The organism is Ruegeria sp. HKCCD9138, assembly GCF_057220975.1.
Map to the genome: position 1 here is coordinate 61,296 of NZ_JBWVAZ010000008.1, position 23,742 is coordinate 85,037.

The 23,742-nt window shown below is 58.9% G+C and carries 24 protein-coding genes and 1 pseudogene; 9 read left to right on the forward strand and 16 right to left on the reverse strand.

The window, feature by feature from the left end; all coding sequences use genetic code 11:
• Positions 1-53: 53 nt before the first annotated feature.
• The 8 genes from AC2TEL_RS14370 to AC2TEL_RS14405 all read right to left on the reverse strand — a co-directional run bounded on the left by AC2TEL_RS14370 (position 54) and on the right by AC2TEL_RS14405 (position 5,344).
• Positions 54-1,052, reverse strand: coding sequence for a BMP family lipoprotein (locus AC2TEL_RS14370; protein ID WP_480844070.1), 999 nt, complete (start codon positions 1,050-1,052; stop codon positions 54-56).
• A gap of 152 nt (positions 1,053-1,204) precedes the next feature.
• Positions 1,205-1,624 (reverse strand): GNAT family N-acetyltransferase, encoded by a 420-nt coding sequence (locus AC2TEL_RS14375; protein ID WP_480844071.1) that lies wholly within the window; start codon positions 1,622-1,624, stop codon positions 1,205-1,207.
• Entirely contained in the window at positions 1,621-2,211 is a 591-nt protein-coding gene (gene tsaB, locus AC2TEL_RS14380) for a tRNA (adenosine(37)-N6)-threonylcarbamoyltransferase complex dimerization subunit type 1 TsaB (RefSeq protein WP_480862573.1), read from the reverse strand. Before tsaB ends, AC2TEL_RS14375 begins: the two co-directional genes overlap by 4 nt.
• The gene (locus tag AC2TEL_RS14385) at positions 2,201-2,764 is read right to left on the reverse strand and encodes a NifU family protein (RefSeq protein ID WP_480844073.1); all 564 of its coding nucleotides are present in this window, start codon (positions 2,762-2,764) and stop codon (positions 2,201-2,203) included. The genes tsaB and AC2TEL_RS14385 overlap by 11 nt, the downstream gene beginning before the upstream one ends.
• Before the next feature lie 69 nt (positions 2,765-2,833).
• Positions 2,834-3,427 carry a DsbA family protein gene (locus AC2TEL_RS14390; protein ID WP_480844074.1) on the reverse strand — a complete coding sequence of 198 codons (594 nt, stop codon included), beginning with the start codon at positions 3,425-3,427 and terminating at the stop codon, positions 2,834-2,836.
• A gap of 10 nt (positions 3,428-3,437) precedes the next feature.
• Positions 3,438-3,893 (reverse strand): universal stress protein, encoded by a 456-nt coding sequence (locus tag AC2TEL_RS14395; RefSeq protein WP_480844075.1) that lies wholly within the window; start codon positions 3,891-3,893, stop codon positions 3,438-3,440.
• 67 nt (positions 3,894-3,960) lie between these two features.
• Positions 3,961-4,824 carry a branched-chain amino acid aminotransferase gene (locus tag AC2TEL_RS14400; RefSeq protein WP_480844076.1) on the reverse strand — a complete coding sequence of 288 codons (864 nt, stop codon included), beginning with the start codon at positions 4,822-4,824 and terminating at the stop codon, positions 3,961-3,963.
• Positions 4,825-4,882: 58 nt separating this feature from the next.
• Positions 4,883-5,344, reverse strand: a complete 462-nt coding sequence (locus AC2TEL_RS14405; RefSeq protein WP_480844077.1) for an Lrp/AsnC family transcriptional regulator — start codon at positions 5,342-5,344, stop codon at positions 4,883-4,885.
• A gap of 129 nt (positions 5,345-5,473) precedes the next feature.
• Here AC2TEL_RS14405 and AC2TEL_RS14410 point away from each other — a divergent pair, with 129 nt between their 5' ends.
• Complete coding sequence (locus AC2TEL_RS14410) at positions 5,474-6,523, forward strand: Glu/Leu/Phe/Val family dehydrogenase (RefSeq protein ID WP_480844078.1); 1,050 nt, start codon at positions 5,474-5,476, stop codon at positions 6,521-6,523.
• Between the two features lie 64 nt (positions 6,524-6,587).
• Here AC2TEL_RS14410 and trpS read toward each other — a convergent pair whose 3' ends face one another.
• Positions 6,588-7,616, reverse strand: a complete 1,029-nt coding sequence (gene trpS / locus AC2TEL_RS14415; protein WP_480904741.1) for a tryptophan--tRNA ligase — start codon at positions 7,614-7,616, stop codon at positions 6,588-6,590.
• A gap of 86 nt (positions 7,617-7,702) precedes the next feature.
• Here trpS and AC2TEL_RS14420 point away from each other — a divergent pair, with 86 nt between their 5' ends.
• Complete coding sequence (locus AC2TEL_RS14420; RefSeq protein ID WP_480904744.1) at positions 7,703-8,389, forward strand: rhomboid family intramembrane serine protease; 687 nt, start codon at positions 7,703-7,705, stop codon at positions 8,387-8,389.
• Positions 8,390-8,393: 4 nt separating this feature from the next.
• Here the strand turns inward: AC2TEL_RS14420 and murJ are convergent, their stop codons facing one another.
• From murJ to AC2TEL_RS14435, 3 genes are read right to left on the reverse strand one after another with little or no spacing between them, the layout of a single operon-like run.
• Positions 8,394-9,935: a murein biosynthesis integral membrane protein MurJ gene (gene murJ, locus AC2TEL_RS14425; RefSeq protein ID WP_480904747.1), complete on the reverse strand. Its 1,542-nt coding sequence runs from the start codon at positions 9,933-9,935 to the stop codon at positions 8,394-8,396.
• Positions 9,932-12,751, reverse strand: coding sequence for a [protein-PII] uridylyltransferase (locus tag AC2TEL_RS14430; RefSeq protein ID WP_480904750.1), 2,820 nt, complete (start codon positions 12,749-12,751; stop codon positions 9,932-9,934). The genes murJ and AC2TEL_RS14430 overlap by 4 nt, the downstream gene beginning before the upstream one ends.
• A complete protein-coding gene (locus AC2TEL_RS14435; RefSeq protein ID WP_480844083.1) occupies positions 12,711-13,883 on the reverse strand; it encodes a penicillin-binding protein activator in 1,173 nt (390 codons plus the stop codon). The genes AC2TEL_RS14430 and AC2TEL_RS14435 overlap by 41 nt, the downstream gene beginning before the upstream one ends.
• Positions 13,884-13,971: 88 nt before the next feature.
• Between AC2TEL_RS14435 and rsmI the strand changes: the two genes are divergently transcribed.
• The 3 genes from rsmI (at position 13,972) to gshB (ending at position 16,196) form a co-directional block, all read left to right on the forward strand.
• Positions 13,972-14,829, forward strand: coding sequence for a 16S rRNA (cytidine(1402)-2'-O)-methyltransferase (rsmI, locus tag AC2TEL_RS14440; RefSeq protein WP_480904753.1), 858 nt, complete (start codon positions 13,972-13,974; stop codon positions 14,827-14,829).
• Between the two features lies 1 nt (position 14,830).
• Entirely contained in the window at positions 14,831-15,202 is a 372-nt protein-coding gene (locus AC2TEL_RS14445) for a YraN family protein (protein ID WP_480904756.1), read from the forward strand.
• 61 nt (positions 15,203-15,263) lie between these two features.
• Positions 15,264-16,196, forward strand: a complete 933-nt coding sequence (gene gshB / locus AC2TEL_RS14450; RefSeq protein WP_480844086.1) for a glutathione synthase — start codon at positions 15,264-15,266, stop codon at positions 16,194-16,196.
• Here gshB and AC2TEL_RS14455 read toward each other — a convergent pair.
• The 4 genes from AC2TEL_RS14455 to cobU are packed head-to-tail and all read right to left on the reverse strand — an operon-like array spanning position 16,193 to position 19,794.
• Positions 16,193-17,707: a YifB family Mg chelatase-like AAA ATPase gene (locus AC2TEL_RS14455; protein ID WP_480844087.1), complete on the reverse strand. Its 1,515-nt coding sequence runs from the start codon at positions 17,705-17,707 to the stop codon at positions 16,193-16,195. The genes gshB and AC2TEL_RS14455 overlap by 4 nt on opposite strands.
• 47 nt (positions 17,708-17,754) lie before the next feature.
• Positions 17,755-18,639: a glutathione S-transferase gene (locus AC2TEL_RS14460; protein WP_480904758.1), complete on the reverse strand. Its 885-nt coding sequence runs from the start codon at positions 18,637-18,639 to the stop codon at positions 17,755-17,757.
• Between the two features lie 58 nt (positions 18,640-18,697).
• Entirely contained in the window at positions 18,698-19,276 is a 579-nt protein-coding gene (locus tag AC2TEL_RS14465; RefSeq protein ID WP_480844089.1) for a histidine phosphatase family protein, read from the reverse strand.
• Complete coding sequence (cobU, locus tag AC2TEL_RS14470; protein ID WP_480844090.1) at positions 19,273-19,794, reverse strand: bifunctional adenosylcobinamide kinase/adenosylcobinamide-phosphate guanylyltransferase; 522 nt, start codon at positions 19,792-19,794, stop codon at positions 19,273-19,275. The genes AC2TEL_RS14465 and cobU overlap by 4 nt, the downstream gene beginning before the upstream one ends.
• Positions 19,795-19,894: 100 nt before the next feature.
• Here cobU and AC2TEL_RS14475 point away from each other — a divergent pair, with 100 nt between their 5' ends.
• The 4 genes and pseudogenes from AC2TEL_RS14475 to dut all read left to right on the forward strand — a co-directional run.
• A complete protein-coding gene (locus AC2TEL_RS14475) occupies positions 19,895-20,773 on the forward strand; it encodes an RNA polymerase factor sigma-32 (protein WP_480844091.1) in 879 nt (292 codons plus the stop codon).
• Positions 20,770-21,594 (forward strand): ChaN family lipoprotein, encoded by an 825-nt coding sequence (locus AC2TEL_RS14480; protein ID WP_480904761.1) that lies wholly within the window; start codon positions 20,770-20,772, stop codon positions 21,592-21,594. The genes AC2TEL_RS14475 and AC2TEL_RS14480 overlap by 4 nt, the downstream gene beginning before the upstream one ends.
• Before the next feature lie 63 nt (positions 21,595-21,657).
• The gene (coaBC, locus tag AC2TEL_RS14485; protein WP_480844093.1) at positions 21,658-22,854 is read left to right on the forward strand and encodes a bifunctional phosphopantothenoylcysteine decarboxylase/phosphopantothenate--cysteine ligase CoaBC; all 1,197 of its coding nucleotides are present in this window, start codon (positions 21,658-21,660) and stop codon (positions 22,852-22,854) included.
• A gap of 18 nt (positions 22,855-22,872) precedes the next feature.
• A pseudogene (dut, locus tag AC2TEL_RS14490) lies at positions 22,873-23,154 on the forward strand (dUTP diphosphatase); the annotation flags it as partial.
• Positions 23,155-23,742: the final 588 nt, after the last annotated feature.

The following is a 23,742-nucleotide window of genomic DNA, read 5'->3' on the forward strand; positions in this document are numbered from 1 at the left end:
GGCAAACCGGCAAAGTGGATGCGGGACGGGGAAGCCCCCCGCCCCGCGCGATATCAGAACTGCAGTGCCGGGCAGCTGTCATTCTCGTAGTAGCTGACAACCGCAACATTACCGTCGATGATGTCCTGGCGCGCCTTTTCGACGGTGCCCTTCATGTCATCCGAAACCAGAGAGGCATTGTTGTCGTCCATCGCGACGCCAACACCTTCTTCGGCCAGACCCATGGTGAACACGCCGGTTTCGACGTTTTCGCCCGCGCTCATCGCGTCATAGACGGCCACATCCACGCGCTTGAGCATCGATGTCAGAACCTTGCCGGGGTGCAGGTGGTTCTGGTTGCTGTCCACACCGATTGACAGGATACCTTCGTCGGCCGCGGTTTGCAGAACGCCCACACCGGTACCGCCGGCAGCGGCGTAGATCACGTCAGCGCCCTGCGCGATCTGGGCCTTGGTCAGCTCGGATCCCTTAACCGGATCGTTCCAAGCCGCCGGAGTGGTGCCGGTCATGTTGGCGACAACGTTGATGTCGGGGTTGACGGCCTTGGCACCCTGGGCGTAGCCGCAACCAAAGTGACGGATCAACGGTATATCCATGCCACCGATAAAGCCCACGGTGCCTGATTGCGATGCCATGGCGGCCATCATGCCAACCAGATACGAGCCTTCGTGCTCGGCAAAGCTGACCTGACGAATATTCGGCGCGTCCAGCCAGTTCACGTCGACTGCGACGAACTTGGTGTCAGGATAATCGCCGGCAACGGCGGCCAGCGGATCGGCCATGGCGAAACCCATGGTGATAATCGGGTTGGCGCCCGCTTCGGCAAAGCGGCGCAGGGCCTGTTCGCGCTGGGCTTCGGATTGCAACTCGATCTCACGATACGTGCCGCCGGTTTCTTCGGCCCAGCGTGTTGCACCGTTATGAGCAGCTTCGTTGAACGATTTGTCGAACTTGCCGCCCAGATCGAAGATCAGGGCCGGTTCGGCCATTGCAGCACCTGCGGTCAGCGCGACAGCAGCGGCGGCACCCATCAAGGATTTCATCAGGGTCATTTCTTACTCCCGTTTGTTATAGTTGGTCCGAGGCCAAGATAGCCCCGATTACCCACTCAGAGCGAGCATAACTGTTGTGATGGCGGGAATTAAGGCCGTTTGCAACAGGCGGGGTCAACAGAAATTTGACCAAGTGGTCCAAAAAATGTGATTTACCGCCGATCCAGGGCGCATTCCATGACGATCCCGTCGGCATTTGGGCCGCTTTGGCGTCGGTAATACGCTTTTCGTAACCCGCATTGGGTATAACCGCAGGTCTGATAAAGCGCGATTGCCGGATGATTGTCCGACGCTACGTCAAGGAACGCACGGGTCACGCCCTGTTGACGGGCAGCGCGATGCCATTCCGCCATGCGCTCCCGCGCCAGACCGCGCCGCTGATGCTCGGGGTGAGTCGCAATGGTCAGCAATTCGGCCTCATCAGCGATGGCTTTGATCAGCGCAAAGCACCGCGCGTCACCAACGACAAAGGTAAACGGATTGGTCAGTAGGTCGTCAAATTCCTGCGCCGACCAGGGGCGTGCGTTCCGAAACGCCGCCGCATGGGTGGCGGCCATGTCCTGCGGTGTCATCCGTCCAGCAACACTGGCGGTACGTCTTTCGACGGCGCGGCATCCGCAGGTCGAACGTAGAGCGGCGCCGGTGCCTCGGCTACGGACGTTCCACGGCGTGCGGCAAGTGCGGCGATGGCTCGCGCATGCGCGGCAGGATCATCGCAAAAATACAGCGGGTTGGGCAGGCTGGACGCGTCGTGAGAAATCAACTTTGGTTCCTCCCCCGGCAAGCGAACGTAGGCTTGTTCACGCGGTGCGCGAACGGCAGGGATATGGTGATCGGGAGCAATGTCCGCCAATGCGTCAAATCCGTTGACGCCGATGGCTGGCACTCCGAGGCCAAGGGCGAGGCCACGGGCGGCTGAAACCGAAATGCGGATACCGGTGAAATTGCCGGGGCCAGTGCCGACGCCGATGGCGTCGAGATCTTTCCAGCTGCATCCTGCTTCACTCAGAACCTCTTCAAGCAACGGCATCAGACGTTCGGCCTGTCCACGGGTCATGGGCTCGAAGCGGGAGTCAACGATGCGACCATCGCGCAGCAAAGCGGCCGCGCAATGCGCGGCCGATGTGTCAAATGCCAGTATTGTCGGGTCAGACGGCAACCGGGCGAACCTCGGTCACTTCGGGAATGTAATGACGCAGCAGGTTTTCGATTCCCATCTTCAGTGTGAGGGTCGAGGACGGACAGCCCGCGCATGCCCCCTGCATATGCAGGTAAACGACGCCCCGGTCAAAACCGTGGAACGTGATGTCACCGCCATCCTGAGCCACTGCGGGACGAACGCGACTGTCAAGCAAGTCCTTGATCTGGTTGACGATTTCGGCGTCTTCCCCAGTATGCTCGGCGTGGCCCGACGCCGTTGCGGCATCGGCGCCCATCACGGGTTGACCTGACTGATAATGCTCCATCACCGCGCCCAGAATTGCGGGTTTGATGTGGTCCCACTGAACGTCATCGGACTTGGTGACGGTCACGAAATCGTTGCCGAAGAATACGCCCGTCACGCCGTTCACGCCAAAGATACGCTGCGCCAGCGGCGATTTTTCCGCAGCTTCCGCAGTCGGGAAATCGGCGGTGCCCGCGTCCAGAACCGTTTGACCGGGCAGAAATTTCAATGTGGCCGGGTTGGGCGTGGATTCGGTCTGGATGAACATGGCGCGGCTCCGTTTAGGTTGCCTTTGATATGCGCGCAGGGGCGGGGGAAGTCAAGATTTGGAACCGTTCTAAATTGCGGCAACACAAGAAATTGCGCTGTCCAACCGGTCATCCCCCCAGAATAGCTCATTTTCAGCAACAAAACTGGGGGCGCCGAAGATGCCGAGGGTTTTGGCCCGCTCAACCTGGGCAAAGAGCTTTCCCTTTATGTCAGCGTTGCCTGCGCGGTCCAAAAGATCAAGAGGCGCATCGGCGGCGTTCAGGCATTCTGCCAAAACGGCATCCTCAGAAATATCGTGTCCAGATGCAAACTCGGCGGAGTATACTGAACGGGTGAATTCTGCCCGCTGATCCTGAGACTCGATGGCAAGCGCCAGCCGGGCTGCCTTGAGGCTGTTTTGTGGGAACGTGACCGGGCGCTGAAACGGCAAGCCCTGTGCCGTGGCCTGGCGCTCCATGTCGCGCCACATGTAACGTCCCTTGGCCGGATAGATATTGAACGGAGAATTGTTCCAGCCCTGTTCGGCAAAGATCGGGCCTAGCAAAAACGGCTGCCACGACACGCGGATCCCACTTGCCGAAGCGACCCGTTCGATCCGCATCGCGCTGAGGTAGGAATAGGTCGAAGCAAAGTCGAACCAGAACTGGATTTGGGCGCCCATCCGATCGCTTTCAGGTAATCTCTTCCAGTTTTTCCTTGCTCAGATCGCCGGGCACGATGGTGATCGGGATCGGCAGGCTACCCGAGTTTCGGGTCAGCTGGGTAACAAGCGGTCCTGGTCCTTTTTTGTCGGTGCCTGCGCCCAGGACAAGCACACCAATTTCAGGGTCGGATTGCACGTGTTCAATGATTTGAGGCACCGGGTCGCCCTCGCGAATGGCCAGTTCGGGTTCCACATTCTGTTTGTCTCGCATCCACTTCGCGAACACTTCGAAATGGGCGTGAATGCGTTCACGGGCCTCTTCGCGCATGACTTCGGCAACGCCGATCCAATGGTTGAATTCATCCGGTGGAATCACCGACAGAATCGTAACGCCGCCACCGGTATGGGCCGCGCGCATCGCTGCAAAACGCATCGCGTTCAGGCATTCGCGGCTGTCATCCAGAACGACCAGGAATTTGCGCATGATTGTCCTCACAATTTTCCGGGATCATGCCCGACCGGTGGCACTGTGGCAACTGGAACGGGAGCAGCTAGCGCGTGCTGGCCGCCCAGTCCCAGTACATTTCACGCGCACGTCGGGCAATGGGGCCCACCTGATATTGTGTGTCATCCAGCGCGGTAATCGGGGTGACTTTGTTCATGTTGCCCGACATGAAAACTTCGTCCGCATTGTGGAAATCGTCGAAAGTCAGGACCGTTTCGTGGACCGTCACGCCGTCTGCGCGCAAATTCTTGATATGGCGGGCGCGGGTGATTCCGGCAAGGAATGTGCCATTGGGGATCGGGGTAAACACCTCGCCATCGCGGACCATGAAAATATTGGCAGTGGCGGTTTCGGCCACATGTCCCATCGCATCCGCAACCAGAGCGTTTGAAAAGCCTTTTGATCTGGCCTCTTGCAACATTCTGGCGTTGTTCGGGTAGAGGCACCCTGCCTTGGCGTTCACCACCGCGGATTCCAGCACCGGGCGGCGAAAGCGTGTCGTCGTCAATGTTGCTGACGCGGTCTCGGGTGCCATGGGAATTTCTTCCAGGCAGATGGCGAAGCCAGTGCTGTTTTCCTGGGGGACGATGGCCGTGACATCTCCGTCGATGCCCCAATACATCGGCCGGATGTAAACGGCGCTGTCGGGCGCATAGGCTTGCAAGCCTTCCTTCACGATCTCGACCATCCGTTCCGTGGTAACGGTCGGTGTCAGCATCAGGGCCTCGGCCGAGCGGTTAACGCGGGCGCAATGCGCATCAAGATCGGGAGTTACCCTGTCAAAAAATCGCGCGCCGTCAAAAACCGACGATCCCAGCCAGGCTCCGTGATCCGCAGCCCGCATGATCGGGGCGTCCCCGTCGTGCCACTGACCTTCGAAATAGGTGCGGATATTCTTGCCGACTGCCATGGCGCCCTCCGTTCATTCCGGCAAAACCTATGTTGGAGGCGGACCGACGTCCAGAGGATTATACCAGCGACAATGGCAGGACATCTCGCTTGACCATGGTGCGCAGTGCGAAATTCGACCTCAGGTTCCGAATACCTGGAATCTGCATCAACCGGTTCTCAAGGAAGGCATCGAACGCGTTCAAATCCCGCACGACCACACGCAACAGAATGTCGCGCGAACCCGTCATCAGGTAACACTCCATCACCTCGTCATAGCGGCGGACAGCCTTTTCGAACGCTCCGATTGCATTGCGATCCTGTTTTTCCAGTTCAACCGAAACAAAAACGGTAACGCCAAATCCCAACAGCTCCGGATCCACCTGAGCGGCATATCCGGTTATCACACCGTCGCGCTGCAACCGATCCAACCGCCGCGCGCATGGCGTCGGGGATAGTCCGACATGTTCGGCCAAATCGATAACGGTCATACGGCCATCTCTTTGCAGAGCGCGGACAATTTTTTTGTCGATCTGGTCCATGGTGAATACATCCAATAAATTTCCCAATTTTAGAGTGATTCCCTAAAAATGATCAATCTGCCGACGTGCATTGGCGAAAATCATTCCGCGTAACGTGGCAGAATCCCTTTGTCACGTCGGAGGAAAACTATGAAAATCACCCCAATCGACGCGCCTGAACATGAGCGCGTGGTTGAATTCAAGGACGCCGCGCTTGGTCTGTTGGGCTATGTCGCAATTCACTCAACGCAATTGGGTCCGGCCGCCGGTGGCGTGCGGATGCGACCTTACGGACATCCGGCCGAGGCGTTGAATGACGCGCTGCGGCTGTCGCGGGGCATGACGTTCAAGAACGCCGCCGCTGATCTTCCGCTGGGGGGTGGTAAGGCGGTTATCGTGGGGGATCCTGCGACGGAAAAATCCCCCGACTTGTTGCGGGCTTTCGGACGCGTCGTCCAGCAACTGAACGGTCAGTACTGGACGGCCGAGGATATGGGAATGACTCCCGCCGACATGGCGCATATCGGGTCGGAAACCGAATACGTAGCCGGTTTGGCAGAGGGCGACTTTGCCAGCGGCGACCCTTCTCCGATCACTGCACGGGGCATATTCAACGCGGTGCGCATTGTGGCAGCGCATCGGTTCGGGGTTGCTGGCTTGACCGGTATGACGGTATCGGTTCAGGGGCTGGGCAGTGTTGGCTGGCATTTGTGTGGTCTGCTGCACGAAGCCGGGGCTGAACTGATCGTCGCCGATATCGACGCGCAGCAAACGGCCCGCGCCGTTGACAGTTTTGCGGCGACAGCCGTTGAAACGAATGAAATCTACTCGGTCGATGCCGACATATTCGCACCCTGCGCGATTGGCGGTGTGTTGAATGACAGCAGCATCCCGCTTCTCAAGGTTGGCGCCGTCGCTGGTGGTGCAAACAATCAATTGGCCACCGATGAAGACGCAGTTCGCCTGCATGATCGAGGTATTCTTTACGCTCCGGATTTTGTTGCCAATGGCGGCGGTATCGTAAATGTTGCGACCGAGATATTGCGGGTTTCGGACCGCGAGGCCTGGGTGAAGCGCAGGTTGCAGGCGCTGGAGCAGACCATGGACCGCATTCTGACCCGAGCACGTTCGGAATCGGTCAGTCCACATGAAGTGGCCGAGTCGATCGTTCAGGAAGTGTTGCGCCCTCAGGCCGCGTAGCGGATTTGCAATAAAAATCGCCGCCCCGGACGTGGGCGGCGTTCTCATGTGGTTCAGGTGAGGTTCAGGACTTGCCCGCGCCGACCATGCCGACAATCTCGTAAGTCTGTTTCAGGATCGGAGTTGCTATCTCGCGTGCTCGTTCTGCACCCCGCGCCAGGATACGGTCAATCTCGGTTTCGTCACCCATCAGACGCGCCATTTCCGACGAGATCGGTGACAGTTTCGAAACCGCCAGGTCGGCAAGCATGGGTTTGAATTCACCGAACTGCTTGCCGCCAACGTCGGCCAGAACCTGCTCGACCGTCTGGTCGCTGAGCGCGGCATAGATATTCACAAGGTTTCGTGCCTCGGGGCGCTCTTCCAGACCGTCAACTTCGGAAGGCAGGGCATCCGGGTCCGTCTTGGCCTTGCGGATCTTTTTGGCAATGGCATCGGCATCGTCGGTCATGTTGATCCGGCTCATGTCTGACGGGTCGGATTTCGACATCTTCTTGGACCCGTCCCGCAGGCTCATGACACGCGTTGCCGCGCCTTCGATCACCGGTTCTGTGATCGGGAAGAAATCGACGCCAAAATCATTGTTGAACTTGATTGCAATGTCCCGTGTCAGTTCCAGATGCTGTTTCTGGTCATCACCTACAGGCACGTGGGTCGCGTGATAGATCAGGATATCTGCGGCCATCAGCGACGGGTAAGCGAACAGCCCCAGCGAGGCGTTCTGCTGGTTCTTTCCTGCCTTGTCCTTCCACTGGGTCATCCGCTGCATCCAGCCCATCCGGGCGACACAGTTGAAAATCCACGCGAGTTGTGCGTGTTCGGGAACCTGGCTTTGATTGAACAGGATCGAGCGTTCGGGGTCGATTCCGGCCGCGATAAATCCCGCGCACAATTCACGGGTCGAGTGTGCCAGCTCTTTGGGGTCCTGCCAGACGGTGATCGCATGAAGATCGACCATGCAATAGACCGTCTCCATATCTGGTCCCTGCATATCCACGAAACGCTTGAGCGCACCCAGATAATTGCCAAGGTGCAGGTTTCCCGAAGGCTGGATGCCGGAAAACACGCGCGGCGTGAACTGGGTCTCAGTCATCGAAGGGAACTCCCGTCTGGAAAAATCAGCCCCCGTCGCTTACCCATGAGGCCAAGGGACGTCAACAGCCGCGAAAGGCCTGCCCAATGAGCAGTGAGCATAATACACCGCCCGTAAACCCGTTGCCGCCTGTTGTGGTGGCGCTGGCTTTGTTCATCATGGGGATCGAGCTGGCTTTCTTGCTGGGAAGCCGGGGGCTTATCGGCGGGCCATCAGCGGTTGGCTGGAGGTTGGACGCACTACAGCATTATTCCTTTTCTCCCGATATCTTCGATTGGATGGTCCAAAACGGGCGCTGGCCGTTCGAACATGTCCTCCGCTTTGTCACGTATCCCTTCGTGTCAGGCAGTTTCACGCAAGCCATCTTTGTGTGCGTCTTCATACTGGCCATGGGCAAGATGGTTGCCGAGGTTTTCGGAAGTCTCCAGATGCTGCTGATCTTTGTTCTGTCCGGCGTGGGTGGTGCGTTGATCTATGCGCTGCTGCTGAATCCGTCCTATCCGCTGGTCGGAGGGTTTCCACCGGTCTACGGTCTGATCGGCGCTTTTACGTGGCTTCTGTGGCGAAAGCTGTCCTTGGTCGGGGAAAATCAGGCCCGAGCATTTCAACTGATTGCCGTTCTGATGGGCATTCAGCTGTTGTTCGGCCTGATCTTTGGCGGCACGTCTGACTGGGTCGCGGATCTTGGCGGTTTCGCCACGGGGTTCGGCCTGTCCTTCTTTCTGGCTCCTGGCGGCTGGGCGCGCATTGTTGGCCGCATCCGTCGGGATTGATCCGTTACGAGCGTCGCAGGGCGCGCTTGAAATCCGAGATCTCAAAGGCTTTGAACAGATGCCCAAGAAAGAAATAAGTGGCGGCCGCAACCTTGATAAGCAGCAACAGAGCCAGATAACGCCAGCCTGACAATTCGAACGCCCAGCCGAACAAATGGACAGCGGCAAAGAGCACGACACCCATCCCTGCCGATGCCGCCACGATCCGCCAGGCCCGTCGTTTGAACCGGTCGTCAAACCGCGCCTCATCCCCCATCCGGCGTGCCCCAATAACCAGAAGGGCAACCATGGCCCAGCCAGCGGTCGACGCCGCGATGGCCGGGGCAATCCACCCGACCACGGGATAGAGACCAAAGGCCAGAACCGCGTTCACCACCATGGCCACAAGGGCATAGTGGAAAGGCGACCGGGTATCCTCGCGCGCGAAGAACAGTGGTTGCAGCAGCTTCTGCAACATGAAGGCAGGTAAGCCGATGCCGTAGATCGCCACCGCCAGAGCTGTCGCGGCTGTATCTTCAGCGCTGAACTGGCCGCGCTGGAACAGAACTGAAACCAGCGGGTTTGGAATGATGACAAATGCCACTGTCGACGGGATTGTCAGCAGCAGCATGAATTCACCGGCCCGCGAAAACGCATTGCGTGCGCCCGTCTTGTCATCTGCCCGCAGGCGCCGAGAGAGGTCGGGCAACAACACGATACCCACCGCAATCCCAACCACACCCAAAGGTAGCTGATACAGGCGGTCTGCGGCGAACAACCAACTGACTGCCTTCTCGGTTTTGGACGCGACCAGCTGTCCGACAACCAGATTGACCTGCGTCACGCCCATCGCCAGTGCCGCAGGGACAGCTATGCGGACCAGATTGCGCATCTCCCTGCTGAGCTTTGGCATCCCCGGACGTATGCGGAAACCAGCACGTTCTGTAGCGATCCACACCAAGGCCAGCTGGGCGATGCCTGCAATGGGTATGACGGTGATCAGCCATCGGATCACCTCGCCACCGGACATCGCGCCAAGGATCAGGGCCGAACAGGCGAAGATATTCAACAGAACAGGTGCGGCAGCGGCGGCAGCGAACCGGCCCGTGGCGTTCAGGACGCCCGAGAACAATGCGGCCAGCGACATGAACAGAATATAGGGAAAAACCACATATCCATAATCGACAGCGAGGTCGAAACGTTCGTCACCATAAAACCCCTCGGCCGTGAGCCATACCAGCGCAGGCATGAAAACCATGGCCAGCCCGACCAGGGCCAGAACGGCGACGGCCAGCAGGTTGAACGCGTCCTGAGCAAAGCCCAGGGCGTTCTCGTCTCCCTCCAGCCGCTTGGAGAACATCGGTACAAAGGCCGCGTTGAAAGCACCCTCGGCAAAGAAACGGCGGAACATGTTCGGCAGGCGAAAGGCGGCAACGAATGCGTCCATCACCGGCCCCGGTCCGATATAGGCGGTCAGCAGAATCTCTCGCAGGAACCCCAGAATGCGACTGGCCAGGGTCCAGAAGCCAACCGTGAACAGGCCCGAGAACAACCGGATTTGTTTCATGAGGCGGCACGCTCCGCACCTTCGGTGATGGCGGTGCGCAGTTTGCTCTCCAGGCTGCGTTGTTTGCTTTCTGAATGGTATTTCAGGCCAAACATGTCCTTGACGTAGAAGGTATCCACCACCTGTTCACCATAGGTCGCGATCACCGCGTTGGCGATGTAGACATTCGCCGCCGCCAGCGTTCTGGTCAGGTCATAAAGCAGACCGGGGCGGTCGCGGGTGTCGACCTCGATGATCGTGTAGATTTCCGAGCCGTCGTTGTCGAACGTGATATGTGTCGGCACGCTGAAGGCGCGTTCCCGTTTCTTGATCTTGTCGCGGGATTTGAGCGCCTCGCGGGCCACGACCTCGCCTTTGAGCGTCTTGTGGATCATCTGGGTCAAACGCGGCAGGCGAGAGGCTTCGAACGGGTGGCCTTCGGCGTCCTGTATCCAGAACGCATCCGTCACGTAGCCGTCCTTGGTGGTATAGCTGCGCGCATCCACCACATTGGCACCGACCAGAGCCAGGGCCCCGGCAATTCGCGCAAAGATGCCCGGATGATCACCCATGGCGAAACAGGCCCGGGTGGCATCGCGATCTTCGTCCGGATGCAGGCGGATCTCCATCGCGCCAGGATCACCGCTGCGCTCGAGTGTGTGCAGCATGTTGGCGAATTCCAAATGCGTCGACAGGTTCAGGCCCTGCCAGTAAGGCGCGTAATGACGGCCCGTTTCCGCCTTGAGGTCAGCCTTGGACCAGTCCTGCAACGCGGCCCGGAGCGCTCTTTTGGCCTCGGCTCCGCGGTTTTCGCGGTTCAGGTCTTCCATACCGGTTTCAAGCGCGCGTTTGGTTTCGGCATGCAGGGCGCGAAGCAACGTGGCCTTCCAGTTGTTCCACGTATTTGGCCCGACGCCGCGAATGTCGCAAACCGTCAGCACCGTCAGCAGGTCCAGCCGCTTGACCGTCTGGACCGCTTTGGCAAAGTCGCGAACCGTCCGGGGGTCAGAGATGTCGCGTTTCTGCGCCATATCCGACATCAGCAGATGATAGCGAACCAGCCATTCGACCGTCTCGGAATCTGTCTTGTTCAGACCTAGCCGCGGCGCCACCTTGCGCGCAATCTGTGCGCCCAGAATAGAATGATCCTCGGGCCGCCCCTTGGCGATGTCATGCAGCAGCAAGGCTACATATAGAACCTTTCGATTGACGCCTTCTTTCAGAATGGACGACGCCAAAGGCAGCGATTCAACCAGCTCGCCACGTTCGATCTGAGCGAGGTTCACGATGCACTGAATGGTGTGCTCGTCCACTGTATAGCTGTGATACATGTTGAACTGCATCATCGCCACGATATGTTCGAATTCGGGCAAAAAGGCGGACAAAACGCCCAGTTCGTTCATCCGCCGCAAGGCGCGTTCCGGGTTGCCATGCTTAAGCATCAGGTCAAGGAATATCCGCCGCGCTTCCTTGTCGTTGCGCATGTCGTCGTCGATCAGGTTCAGATTTGCAGTGACCAGCCGCATCGCGTCCGGGTGGATCAGTAACCCGGTGCGCAGCCCTTCTTCAAACAGGCGCAGAAGGTTGACCTTGTCGGACAGGAATTTGTCCGGGTCGGCCACGTCCAGCCGGCCGTGGACAACCTTGTAACCCGCTTTGACACGTGGCCGGCGGCGAAAGATGCGCTCGAGCATCGGTGCGCCCTTCATATGGGCCGCTTCCAGCTTGGTCAGGAAGATACGGGTCAGTTCGCCAACGCGCGTCGCCTCGCGAAAATAGCGCTGCATGAAGACCTCGACCGCGCGGCGCCCGGCCCTGTCTTCGTATCCCATGCGGTCGGCGACTTCGACCTGCAGGTCAAAAGTCAGCTGTTCCGTTGCACGCCCGGTCACCAGGTGCAGATGTGAGCGGACGGCCCAAAGGAAATCTTCGGCCTGCACAAATCCCTTGAACTCATCGGGTGTAAACAGGCCCAGCGGAACCAGTTCAGCCACATCCTGAACGCCGTAGATGTATTTGGCGATCCAATAGAGCGATTGCAGGTCGCGCAGACCACCTTTGCCCTCCTTGACGTTCGGCTCAACCATATAGCGCTCGCCCTGTTTGAGGTGGCGGGCATCGCGTTCCTGAAGTTTGGCTTCGATGAAGTCGCGTTCGCTTCCTTTGAACAGCTCGTTTTTGAGGCGCTGGTCCAGTTCGGCGGCCAGAGTGTTGTCGCCAGCCAGAAAACGTTGCTCCAGCATCGCCGTGCGAATGGTGAAATCATCCGCCCCCAGACGCAGACAGTCCTTGATCGTTCGGGAGGAATGGCCAACCTTCAGTCGCAGATCCCAAAGGATGTAGAGCATGGATTCGATCACGCTCTCGGCCCAGGCGGTGATCTTGTAGGGTGTCAGAAACAACAGATCCACATCCGAAAACGGCGCCATTTCCCCGCGCCCATACCCTCCGACTGCCAGAACAGCTATTTTCTCGCCCTGCGTTGGCGTCGCAAGCGGATGGAGACGCTCGCTGGATACCTGCATAGCCGTGCAGACCAGTTGATCGGTCAGATAAGTATACGAACGCGTCAGGTGACGTGCATCAAAGGGACGCTGTTCAAAGGCGCGTGCAATAACCTCACGGCCCGTTTTCTGCGCTTCGCGCAGGATACGCACTGTTTCAGAGCGTAGCGCAGTATTGTCTTGGCTGGTCTCGAAGGCGTTCGAAAGCTGGGCGGAAACGCCGGCGCTGTCGAAAATCTCTTCAGCCGGGCAGATCAGTGCGCCTTCAGGCGCACCGGGCCCGGCAGGCTGATCAGAAGCCGGCGCCAGTGAAGCTTTGTGGGGCAGGGTCAATCACAACCACCTGTTTGTTCTGGATCGTGGCCACAGCCAGACCGCGTTCGTTGGTACCATTCGGGCGCAGACGGAAAATTCCACCGACTCCCTGAAAGCCTGCGTTTTGCGTCAAAGCGGCCGCAGACAGTGCGTTGGAATTCCCCTGGCTTACCAATGCGGCGATGGCGGCAATGCCGTCATAAGCAAGTCCGCTGATCGGGTGCGGGGCTTCGCCATAGGTATTGTTGTAACGCTGACGATAGGCCTGTGCCTTGGCGGGATCAGGCAATGCGAACCAGCCGCCCTGAACGCCCGGCAGTTCAAGCGTTTGTGCCGGGATATCCCAGCGGGTCAGACCGATATACTGCGTGGTCGCCGGTGATACGCCGGCCTCGGGCAGCAATTGTGTCAGCAAAGGCAGTGCCCCGGCGGTGGTGGCGGTCATGAAGATCGAATCCGCCCCGTTATTGTCGACAGTTGCCTTGATCGTCGGGACCGAGTTGATCACGCCCTGTTGCGAACGGTCATAACCCACCGTTCCGGCGTTGTTGACCCGACTATTGGTCAGTGCGCCGGCGATAGCGGATTGTCCAAGATTGCCGGCCGCGTCATTGCTATGAACGATCACCATGCCGTTTTTGCCTTGCTGCCCCGCGTAGCTGACCAAGCGGTTCGCCGTGTTTTCGAATGTCGGTCCCAGGACAAAGACGTTGCCACCGGCGATGCTGGTGTTGTTCGAAAAGGACAGAACGTTGACGTTGTTGTTTAAAACCGCGAGGCCTGCAGCATTGGCCGCCTGCGCGTAAACCGGCCCGATGATGATCTTGGCCCCGTCCGCCACAGCCTGTTGCGCAACTGCCGTCGCGGTTGTTGCATTGCCCGCCGTATCATATACGCGCAGATCGATCTGAACATTCTGCAAATCGGACATGGCCAGACGCGCCGCATTTTCAAGGCTGCGGGCCAACGCCGCATCACCGGCTTGCGGCGAGCCGCTGGGAACCAGAAGGGCCACCGGAACCGGTTCGGATGTGTTGATCGAGGGGCCTCCGCCCAGCCCGCCCGGCTCGCATGCGGCCAGAAACGCTGCGGTGGCGAGGATTGCGGCGGATTTCGCCAGCTTGCGAACGGGCTTGCAAACGGTAAACATCTAAATGAAAACTCCCTGATCCAGCGGCCAAAGCTGCTGCCATTCTGTTGAGCCGCGATAATAAACGTCACGCTGTGAGGGTCCAGCTTTGAATTTCCAAAAGGTAAGATTGAGCGCCGGCCTGTATTTCGTCGCTACCCCGATCGGCACCGCACGCGACATCACGCTCAGGGCGTTGGATGTGCTTGCCTCGGCTGATGTGATCGCAGCCGAGGACACCCGGAGCCTGCGGCGCCTGATGGAGATCCACGGCGTGCCGTTGGAGGGACGCCGCGTTCTGGCCTATCACGATCACAGCGGTGTTGGCGCGCGGGGCAAAATCATTGAGGCGCTGGAGCAGGGCAAATCGGTCGCTTACGCATCCGAAGCGGGTATGCCGCTGATCGCCGATCCGGGCTATGATCTGGGGAAGCAAGCGGCCGAGGCAGGCTTTATGGTTACCTGCGCACCGGGCCCTTCGGCGGTGCTGACGGCGCTGACGCTGGCCGGCTTGCCAACGGATGCGTTCTTTTTTGCAGGGTTTCTGCCTAACGCCACGGGCGCGCGCCGTACGCGGATCGAGACCCTCCGCGATATCCCCGGAACGCTTGTATTCTACGAATCGCCCAAGCGTGTGGCAGCCTGCCTTTCGGACTTAGCGCAAGTGCTTGGTGCGGATCGTCAGGTGGCGCTGTGCCGGGAGCTCACCAAAAAATTCGAAGAAGTCAGGCGCGGCACCCTGGGTGAGCTGGCCGCAGAGTATCAGGGAGCATCGGTGAAAGGAGAAGTCGTTTTGCTGGTGGATCGCGGGCATTCGCCCTCTGTTAACGAATCTGACATAGAACAGGCCCTGGAAAAAGCCCTGGAAACCCATTCGGTGCGGGATGCGGCTGATCTTGTGTCAGAAATGTACAATCTGCCGCGCCGGCCCATTTACCAGAAGGCTTTGAAACTGGGGAAGGGATGACATGGCCAAACGATCTGCCCGGGGTTCTGTTTCCTTTCATTCCGGGCAGGCGGCGGAAATGAGCGTGGCCAAGGATTACGAACGGCGAGGTTACTCCATAGTTCATCGGCGCTGGCGCGGGATTGGCGGTGAAATTGACCTCATCGCGCGGGGTTCGGACGGTTTGGTGTTCATCGAAGTCAAGAAAAGCGCCAGTTTCGCGCAGGCTGCAGCGCGTATCAATCGACGACAGATGGATCGAATCTGCGCTTCGGCTTCTCAGTTTCTGGAACAGGAACCGGGTGGTCAATTGACCAACGTGCGCTTTGACGCGGCACTGGTTGACACCGCAGGTGCCATTCAAATCATCGAAAACGCGTTCGGACAGGTCTGATCGGCATTGAACCCCCGGACATGCTGAGCCATGTATCAGGCGTCAATACAAGGGACGCGCCATGAAAATCGCCTTTCAGATGGACCCGATCGGGGTCGTGGACATCAACGCCGACAGTTCGTTTCGTCTTGCCGAAGAGGCGCAGGCCCGCGGCCATCAGCTGTTTTTCTATGGCCCGGACCAATTGGCCTATCAGGAAGGCCGGATTACGGCGCGCGGTCACGACATGACTGTTCAGCGTGTTCCCGACGATCCGGCCATCCTGGGTCCTGAGCGTGAGGTGGACCTGGTCGAGTTCGATGTGGTCTGGCTGCGTCAGGACCCTCCGTTTGACATGCACTATATCACTTCGACCCATCTGCTGGATCGTCTGAATGGACAGACATTGGTGGTGAATGACCCGTTCTGGGTACGCAACTACCCCGAAAAGCTGCTGGTGCTGGATTTCCCCGATCTGACGCCGCCAACGACCATTGCGCGTGATTTGCAGACCATTAAGGCGTTCAAGGAACAACATGGCGACATCATTCTGAAGCCGCTGTACGGGAACGGAGGTGCCGGGGTGTTCCGCCTGGACGCGAATGACCGCAACCTGACGTCCCTGCACGAGCTGTTCACCGGGTTTTCGCGAGAACCTCTGATCGTGCAGAAATTCCTGCCCGATGTCCGCAATGGTGACAAACGGGTGATTTTGGTCGACGGCGAACCCGTCGGTGCGATCAACCGTATCCCTGCCGCAGGCGAAACCCGTTCGAACATGCATGTCGGCGGACGCCCGGAAAAGATCGGTTTATCGGATCGGGACCTGGAAATCTGCGCTGCCATCGGGCCGTTGTTGAAGGAAAAGGGCCAGATTTTTGTCGGGATTGATGTGATCGGCGATTACCTGACCGAGATAAACGTGACTTCGCCCACCGGTATTCAGGAGTTGGAGCGGTTCGACGGCGTCAATGTAGCGGCCAAAATCTGGGATGCGATTGAAGCCAGGTTCTAGGCCGCGACCCGCGCGCTGATGCGAAAGCTTAACGCCTCGGCCACATGCGGGCGGCGAATATCTGCGCTGCCTTCCAGATCGGCAATGGTGCGCGCAACCCGCAGGATACGATGAAAGGCGCGGGCCGACAGCCCGAACATCTCAGCGGCTTTCATCAGCAGCTCTTTCCCTTCCGCATCCGGTGCCGCGATTTCTTCCAGCAGTTTTCCCTCAACATCGGCGTTTTGCCGCGTTTCCGGCATATCCCGGAACCGATCGGCCTGTATCTGCCGCGCCGCTTCGACCCGCGCTGCCACCGCGGAAGAGCTGTCACCCGATGGTGGCAAGTCGAGATCCGTGTATCCAACCGGAGGGACTTCGATGCGGAGGTCGAAACGATCCATCAAAGGGCCGGAGATGCGCCCAAGATAGTCGTCGCCACATCCCGGGGCACGCGAACAGGCGCGGGATGGATCGGTCAGGTAACCGCATTTGCAGGGATTGGCCGCTGCGACCAGCATGAACCGACAGGGATATTTCACGTGTGCGTTGGCGCGGGCCACCATCACTTCGCCGGTTTCGATGGGCTGGCGCAGGGTTTCCAGAACCGTTCGCGGAAACTCGGGAAACTCATCCATAAATAGTACGCCATTATGCGCCAGTGATATCTCGCCGGGTTTGGCCCCTTTGCCCCCGCCTACAATCGCGGCCATTGATGCGGTGTGGTGCGGTTCCCGAAAAGGTCTGGAACGACTGATTCCGCCTTCGTCCAACAAGCCGCAAAGCGACTGTATCATTGATGTTTCCAACGCCTCGACCGGTGTCAGCGCAGGCAGGATCCCGGGTAAACGCGCCGCCAGCATGGATTTCCCCGAGCCTGGTGTACCGATCATGATCAGATGGTGCCGACCGGCGGCTGCGATTTCCAATGCCCGTTTTGCGCGTTCCTGGCCTTTTACATCCCGCAAGTCGCGGCTGCTGGGGGCGAGGTCCACTTCGCCCGGCGTGGCCGCAGGCAACGGGGATTGGCCGGTGAAATGACGCACAACATCCCCCAGTGATCCGGCACCGATGACCTGTGTTGCATCCACCCACGCAGCTTCAGCGCTGGAAGCCCGCGGACAAAGCAAGGCGCGGTCCTCGGAGGCTGCCGTCATGGCAGCGGGCAGGGCACCAACGACGGGCACCAGAGAGCCGTCCAGCGACAGCTCCCCAAGCGCCACGGCCCCTTCCGCGGCATCCGAGGGGATGATTTCCAGCGCTGACAGCAAGGCAACGGCGATGGGCAGATCGAAATGGCTGCCTTCCTTGGGCAGATCGGCAGGGGACAGGTTGATGGTAATGCGTTTCGAAGGCAGCGCAATCGCCATTGAGCTGAGCGCGCTGCGCACCCTGTCGCGAGCCTCGGAAACCGCCTTGTCCGGAAGACCGACGATCGAAAAAGCGGGCAAACCGGGAGAGACTGCGCATTGAACTTCGACCGGGCGGGCTTCGACCCCTTGAAAGGCAACAGTGTGGGCGCGGGCGACCATGGCAATCCTGTTCTTGGTTAACAGGACGTTGCTGCCATGGCCGCGGTTTAAGAAACGTTAACGGCGCTGGACATCGTCAGGAATTTTGGCCAGGCCCCAGGATCGGCGACGGTTTTGTCACGGCAGAACGGGTTGCAGAAGCCCCAGACTTTCCCGTCCATTTCCAGAAAATCTTTTGCCGGCTTGCCGGAATAGGGGCATGCGGCGTTTTCGGATGGTCCGTGTGGTACCGGCTTGGCATGTGAGGATCCACCGACCGGCCACGGGCGAGAGGGCAATTCCTGCGCATAAGGAAACGGATCGTAGGAGACCGTCAGGCCCATCGCTCGCCATTGTCGGACGGAAAGATCCGACAACAGCTCAAGGCAATAGTCTCGGTTGGCGTCCGAAATGCGCAGCCCGTAACCGATAATTCGAGCGGCAACAGGGGTGTAGAATACATCGGCCAGAGAATAGGCTCCAAACAACGGCCCGCGGGGCACCCCTGAGACTGACCGAGCATGTGCCCAAAGCGTTTCGATGCGGTCCAGATCCGCACGGGTTTCTGATGAGGGCTCAAAGCCGTCCCAGCAGTGCTGCAGCTGCATCGGGCATTGGCCGCGCAAGGCGGTGAACCCGGCCACCATCTCGGCGCAGAGCCAGCGGGCGGTCGCCCGAGAGGCTGGATCCTTGGGCCAAAGGCCAGCATCGGGGTGTCGCTCGGCCAGTGTTTCGGCCATGGCGAGGCTTTCGCCCACAACGGTTCCGTCAGGCAGGCGCAGGGCTGGAACCAGCCGCGCTGGCGCAAGCGGCCTCATGTCCTCGGGCATCGTGCCCGAATAAAGGCCAACCATGTGGCTGCGATAGGGCAGGCCGAACTTCTCAAGCATCAGCCAGCCGCGCAAAGACCAGCTGGAGAACAGGCGGTCACCGATATAAATGTCATAGGTCATTCGCCAACGATGTCCGACAGACCCACGTCCGTAAATCAGAGATTTGTGAGCCGGCAGATCACGGATGGTGATTGATGCGCCCGACTGACCAACGGTCGCCGAGATGCGTGATTTCTGTCACCGACAGGTTGTCAATGCGATGCGAAAACGCCTGTTGCGCGTCCAATTCAAGGGCTCGTTGTATCTGGGTCAGAATGACACCGAAATGGACGACCACGATCAGGTCGCGGCCTGAATGTTGAGCAATCAGCGTGTCGACTACTGTGTCGACCCGGGCACGGACATCATTCCAGCTTTCGCCTTGCGGCGGGCGAACCTCGCCGGGGTTGTCCCAATAGGCAAAGGCCAGTTCAGGGTCTTCGGCCTCGATCTCGGCGAAGGATCGCATCTCCCACGAGCCGAAATTGATCTCGCGCAGATCCGGGTGGTGCGGCAGGCGCCGACGGTCGCCCTGAATGGCCGAGGCCGTGTCCGCGGCGCGTGACAGATCGGATGATATAACCAACGCATCTGAAGGAAGGTGCGCGTGCAATCGGTCGAGCGCCGCATGGTCGCTCAGATCTGCCGGGAGGTCCGACCACCCGACCATGGTTTTCGCATGGGTCGGGCCGTGGCGGACCAGATGCAACCGGGTCACGGCAACTGCCCTTTTAGGACCAGTGGCAACCCCGCCGTCACCTGCACCACAAGTTCGGCTTGTGCCGCCAGCGCAATATTCAGGCGCCCCTGCGCATCGCGAAATCGACGGGCCAGGGCATTCTCGGGGACAATTCCGTGGCCGACCTCGTTCGAAACGATCACGATTTGCCCTTTACAGGACTTCAAGGCGTCAATCAGTGTTGCCTGTTCCTGCATCAGGTCATGCTCGGCGAGAAGGTGATTGGTCAGCCACATGGTCGCGCAATCAATCAGGCAGACATGGTCCGAAGTCAGGTCTGCCAATGCCTGCGACAGATCGAATGGGGCCTCGATCGTGGTCCAGCCATCGCCGCGTTGTGCAATATGCTGCTTAACTTTTAGGCGCATTTCGTCATCAAACACTTGTGATGTGGCGACATAAATACGCTTTTTTCCTGAAGAAACAACTAGTTGCTCGGCAAACACCGACTTTCCCGATGCGGCACCACCCATGACAAAGGTTAAATCAGGATGCACTATTATTACCTTTCAAGTGATCCACCCGGTTTTGCACTGCGTATCGACCACAAGTCGGCATGGCAAGCCCGGCCCGCGCCGATGTAAAGGGGAGAGTTGCATGGCACTGGATAGCCCAAGTGATTTTTCGATGTCCCGGCAGGCGATGAAGGCCGAGCTTCTGGACGCCGAAACCGAATTACAACTAGCCTACGCCTGGCGCGACAACCGGGATGAGCAAGCGCTTCACCGTCTAATTACAGCCTATATGCGTCTGGCGATTTCTATGGCAGCCAAGTTCAAACGCTACGGCGCGCCGATGAATGATCTCATTCAGGAGGCCGGCCTGGGCCTTATGAAAGCCGCCGACAAGTTTGACCCGGACCGGGGCGTGCGGTTTTCGACCTATGCGGTCTGGTGGATCAAGGCCAGCATTCAGGACTATGTCATGCGCAACTGGTCGATGGTGCGGACGGGCTCTACGTCCTCGCAGAAATCGCTGTTCTTCAACATGCGTCGGGTGCAGGCGCGGCTTGAGAGGGAAGCGGCCACCGAAGGGCTTGAGCTGGACCGCCACCAGTTGCATCAGATGATCGCCGCCGAGATTGGCGTGCCCCTGCGGGATGTGGAAATGATGGAAGGCCGTCTCGCCGGGTCGGATTTCTCATTGAACGCGGTGCAATCGACCGACGAGGACGGTCGAGAGTGGATCGACGCATTGGAAGACGAACGCGAACAGGCTGCTGAAGCCGTCGAACACAGTCACGATACCCGGCAGTTGCGCGAATGGTTGGTCACGGCTATGCGGGCCCTGAACGAGCGTGAGCGTTTTATCGTCAGCGAGCGGAAACTGCGAGAACCTGCGAGAACATTGGAAAGTCTGGGGCAGGAACTCGGCTTATCCAAGGAACGCGTTCGTCAGCTTGAGGCGGCGGCATTTGTGAAAATGCGCAAGAACCTTGAAGCTCAATCGCGCGAGGTGCAACACTTCTTCGCATGAAACGTATTGCGAATCTGGTGCTTACCGTTGGGTTTCTCGTCGCGGCAATGCGGCCGGGCCTTTCTGCCGAACTCATCCCCGATGACGTCGTTGCGTCCATGCAAGCGGCAGATGTCGTGATTTTGGGTGAGATCCACGACAATCCCCAACATCATCTGGTCCAGACGGAGGCGATTGAAGCCATCGCGCCGTCGGCCGTGGTCTGGGAAATGGTGACCGAGGAAGGCGCGCAGCGACTTGCGCAAAAGGCGGCGTCCAATCCTGAGGAGCTGTCGAGAATCCTGCGTTGGGCTGAATCCGGCTGGCCCCCGCTCAGCATGTATTATCCGGTGTTTCAGGCGTCAGACGCCCCGGTTTACGGCGCGATGGTGCCGCGCAATGCGGCCCGGGCCGCCATGGAGCGCGGGGCGGCGACAATATTGGGTGCCGACGCGGCGCGTTTTGGTTTGACCGTGCCGCTGGCGGCCGAAGATCAGGCGGCGCGTGAGGCGGATCAGCTGGCCGCGCATTGCAACGCGATCCCCGCTGAAACTTTGCCTCAATTAGTGGCCATTCAACGCCTTCGCGATGCCGTTTTGGCGCGCGCAACCTTGCGCGCCACGGAAGAGACCGGCGGACCGGTTGTCGTGATCACCGGCAATGGCCATGCGCGAAAGGATCGCGGTATCCCCACATTTCTGTCTCGCCTGCGTCCGGGCTTGAACGTGTTTGTCCTCGGTCAATCCGAAGATGGCGTCGTGTACGGTGATTTCGATGCCGTGATCGACAGCCCCGCGGTTGAACGCGAGGACCCCTGCAAAGCATTCGAGACGCAGAATTAACTGCTGGAACTACCCGGTGGCGTTGCCTAATGTCAGGACCGACCGGAACGGGAAGGGCTGAACATGCTGGCATCCAAACGCATTCTGCTGATCATCGGTGGCGGGATCGCGGCCTATAAGTCACTGGATCTGATCCGGCGGCTCAAAGAACGCGGGGCCGCTGTCACTCCGGTTCTGACCCGCGCGGCAGAGGAATTCGTGACCCCGTTGTCGGTGTCGGCATTGGCAGGTGAAAAGGTATATCGTGATCTGTTTGACCTGACGGACGAAGCCGAGATGGGCCATATTCAGTTGTCCCGATCGGCTGATCTGATTGTCGTGGCCCCGGCTACTGCGGACCTGATGGGCAAGATGACTGGTGGATTGGCCAATGATCTGGCCTCGACCCTGTTGATGGCAACGGACACGCCGGTGTTGTGTGCGCCAGCGATGAACGTTCGCATGTGGGATCATCCGGCAACGCGTCGCAACCTCAAGCAGTTGCATGTCGATGGCGTGCGGTTTGTCGGCCCCAACGAAGGCGACATGGCCTGCGGGGAATACGGGCCGGGCCGTATGTCCGAACCGCTGGAGATTGTTACGGCGATTGAGGCTGCGCTGGGCAATGGCCCGCTCAGCGGCAAACGGGTGCTTGTCACCTCGGGGCCTACGCATGAACCGATTGACCCCGTGCGCTATATCGCCAACCGTTCTTCCGGAGCGCAGGGTACGGCGGTTGCCCGAGCACTGGCAGCGTTGGGTGCTGAAGTTGTCTTTGTCACAGGTCCCGCTGATGTGCCCCCGCCAGAGGGCGTGCAGGTCGTGCGGGTCGAAACGGCGCAGCAGATGTCTGAAGCAGTTGATGCTGCCCTGCCAGTCGATGCGGGTGTCTTTGCGGCGGCAGTGGCAGATTGGCGTGTCGCCGCTGCCTCGGACAAAAAGCTGAAGAAAAGCCGCGATGGTCTGCCGATTTTGGAATTCGCTGAAAACCCGGACATCCTGAAACGCGTCGCTCAGATGAAGAAAGGCCGGCCAGCGCTGGTGGTGGGTTTTGCGGCCGAGACGGACAACGTCGTCGATCACGCAACAGCCAAGCGGGGGCGCAAGGGGTGCGACTGGATCGTTGCCAATGACGTCAGCCCGGCGACCGGGATCATGGGTGGGTCGGAAAACGCAGTGATCCTGATTACTGGTGACGGAGCTGAAGAATGGCCGCGCATGAGCAAGGACGCCGTGGCAGACAAGTTGGCGCGCAGGATCGCCGATACCCTTACCCGATAAACGCTCAGAGGAAGAACGATGGTAGCAATCCGTGTAATCCGCGAGGAGGGCGCCGACCCATCGGTGGCATTGCCATCGTACGAAACACCCGGAGCCGCGGGTGCAGATGTGCGGGCCAATCTGCCGGACGCCGCGTCGATCACGCTGCAACCAGGCGAGCGCGCATTGGTGCCGACGGGCCTGCGGATCGAAATTCCGCCGGGGTTCGAGGTTCAGGTTCGGCCCCGATCCGGTCTTGCGCTGAAGCATGGAATAACGCTTCCAAACACGCCGGGAACCATCGACAGCGACTATCGCGGTTATCATCACTGATCTTTGTTGCGACTAGACAAGTCGTGAAGCTCATTTTATTTTTATGTCTGCTACGGTTTGCCAACGTTAGGCGACGGTGTTCACCAGTGTCGAAACGTAGCGTGGCCTGATTGGGCGAAGACCTCAAATATCGTAGCCCTATCAGGCCATGCGGGTTTAAGGGCGTGTAATGCGATAAGTTGTTTGTTGCTCAACAGCTCTGGAGCATCCCATAGTGCTGACGGAACAAGCTAAGCCGTTTTCGCTTTTGAGCCCGAAAAGTCTATCTTAATCACCACACTTTTTTTGAAGAAAACGAAGGATGCATGGTCATCCCCATCTTTAGCCGAAATTCACTCTACCGCTTCATCCAATCCCGAGTTCAGAAACAACGAAATCGTGGGAGCATTGTCATTGGACACGAGTGGTGATGTCGAACCTGCATAATGCAATCGGATTTTCTCTGTTGCAGTGTGTTCAGTTGGCAACACTCAGTACTTTGCGGGCATTTTGGTAATTCTTGTTAAGGCTTTGGAGAAAATCACCTGCTTTTTTTCTTTTCCTTGTTAGCCAAGAATTGATGAAAGGATAAGTGGG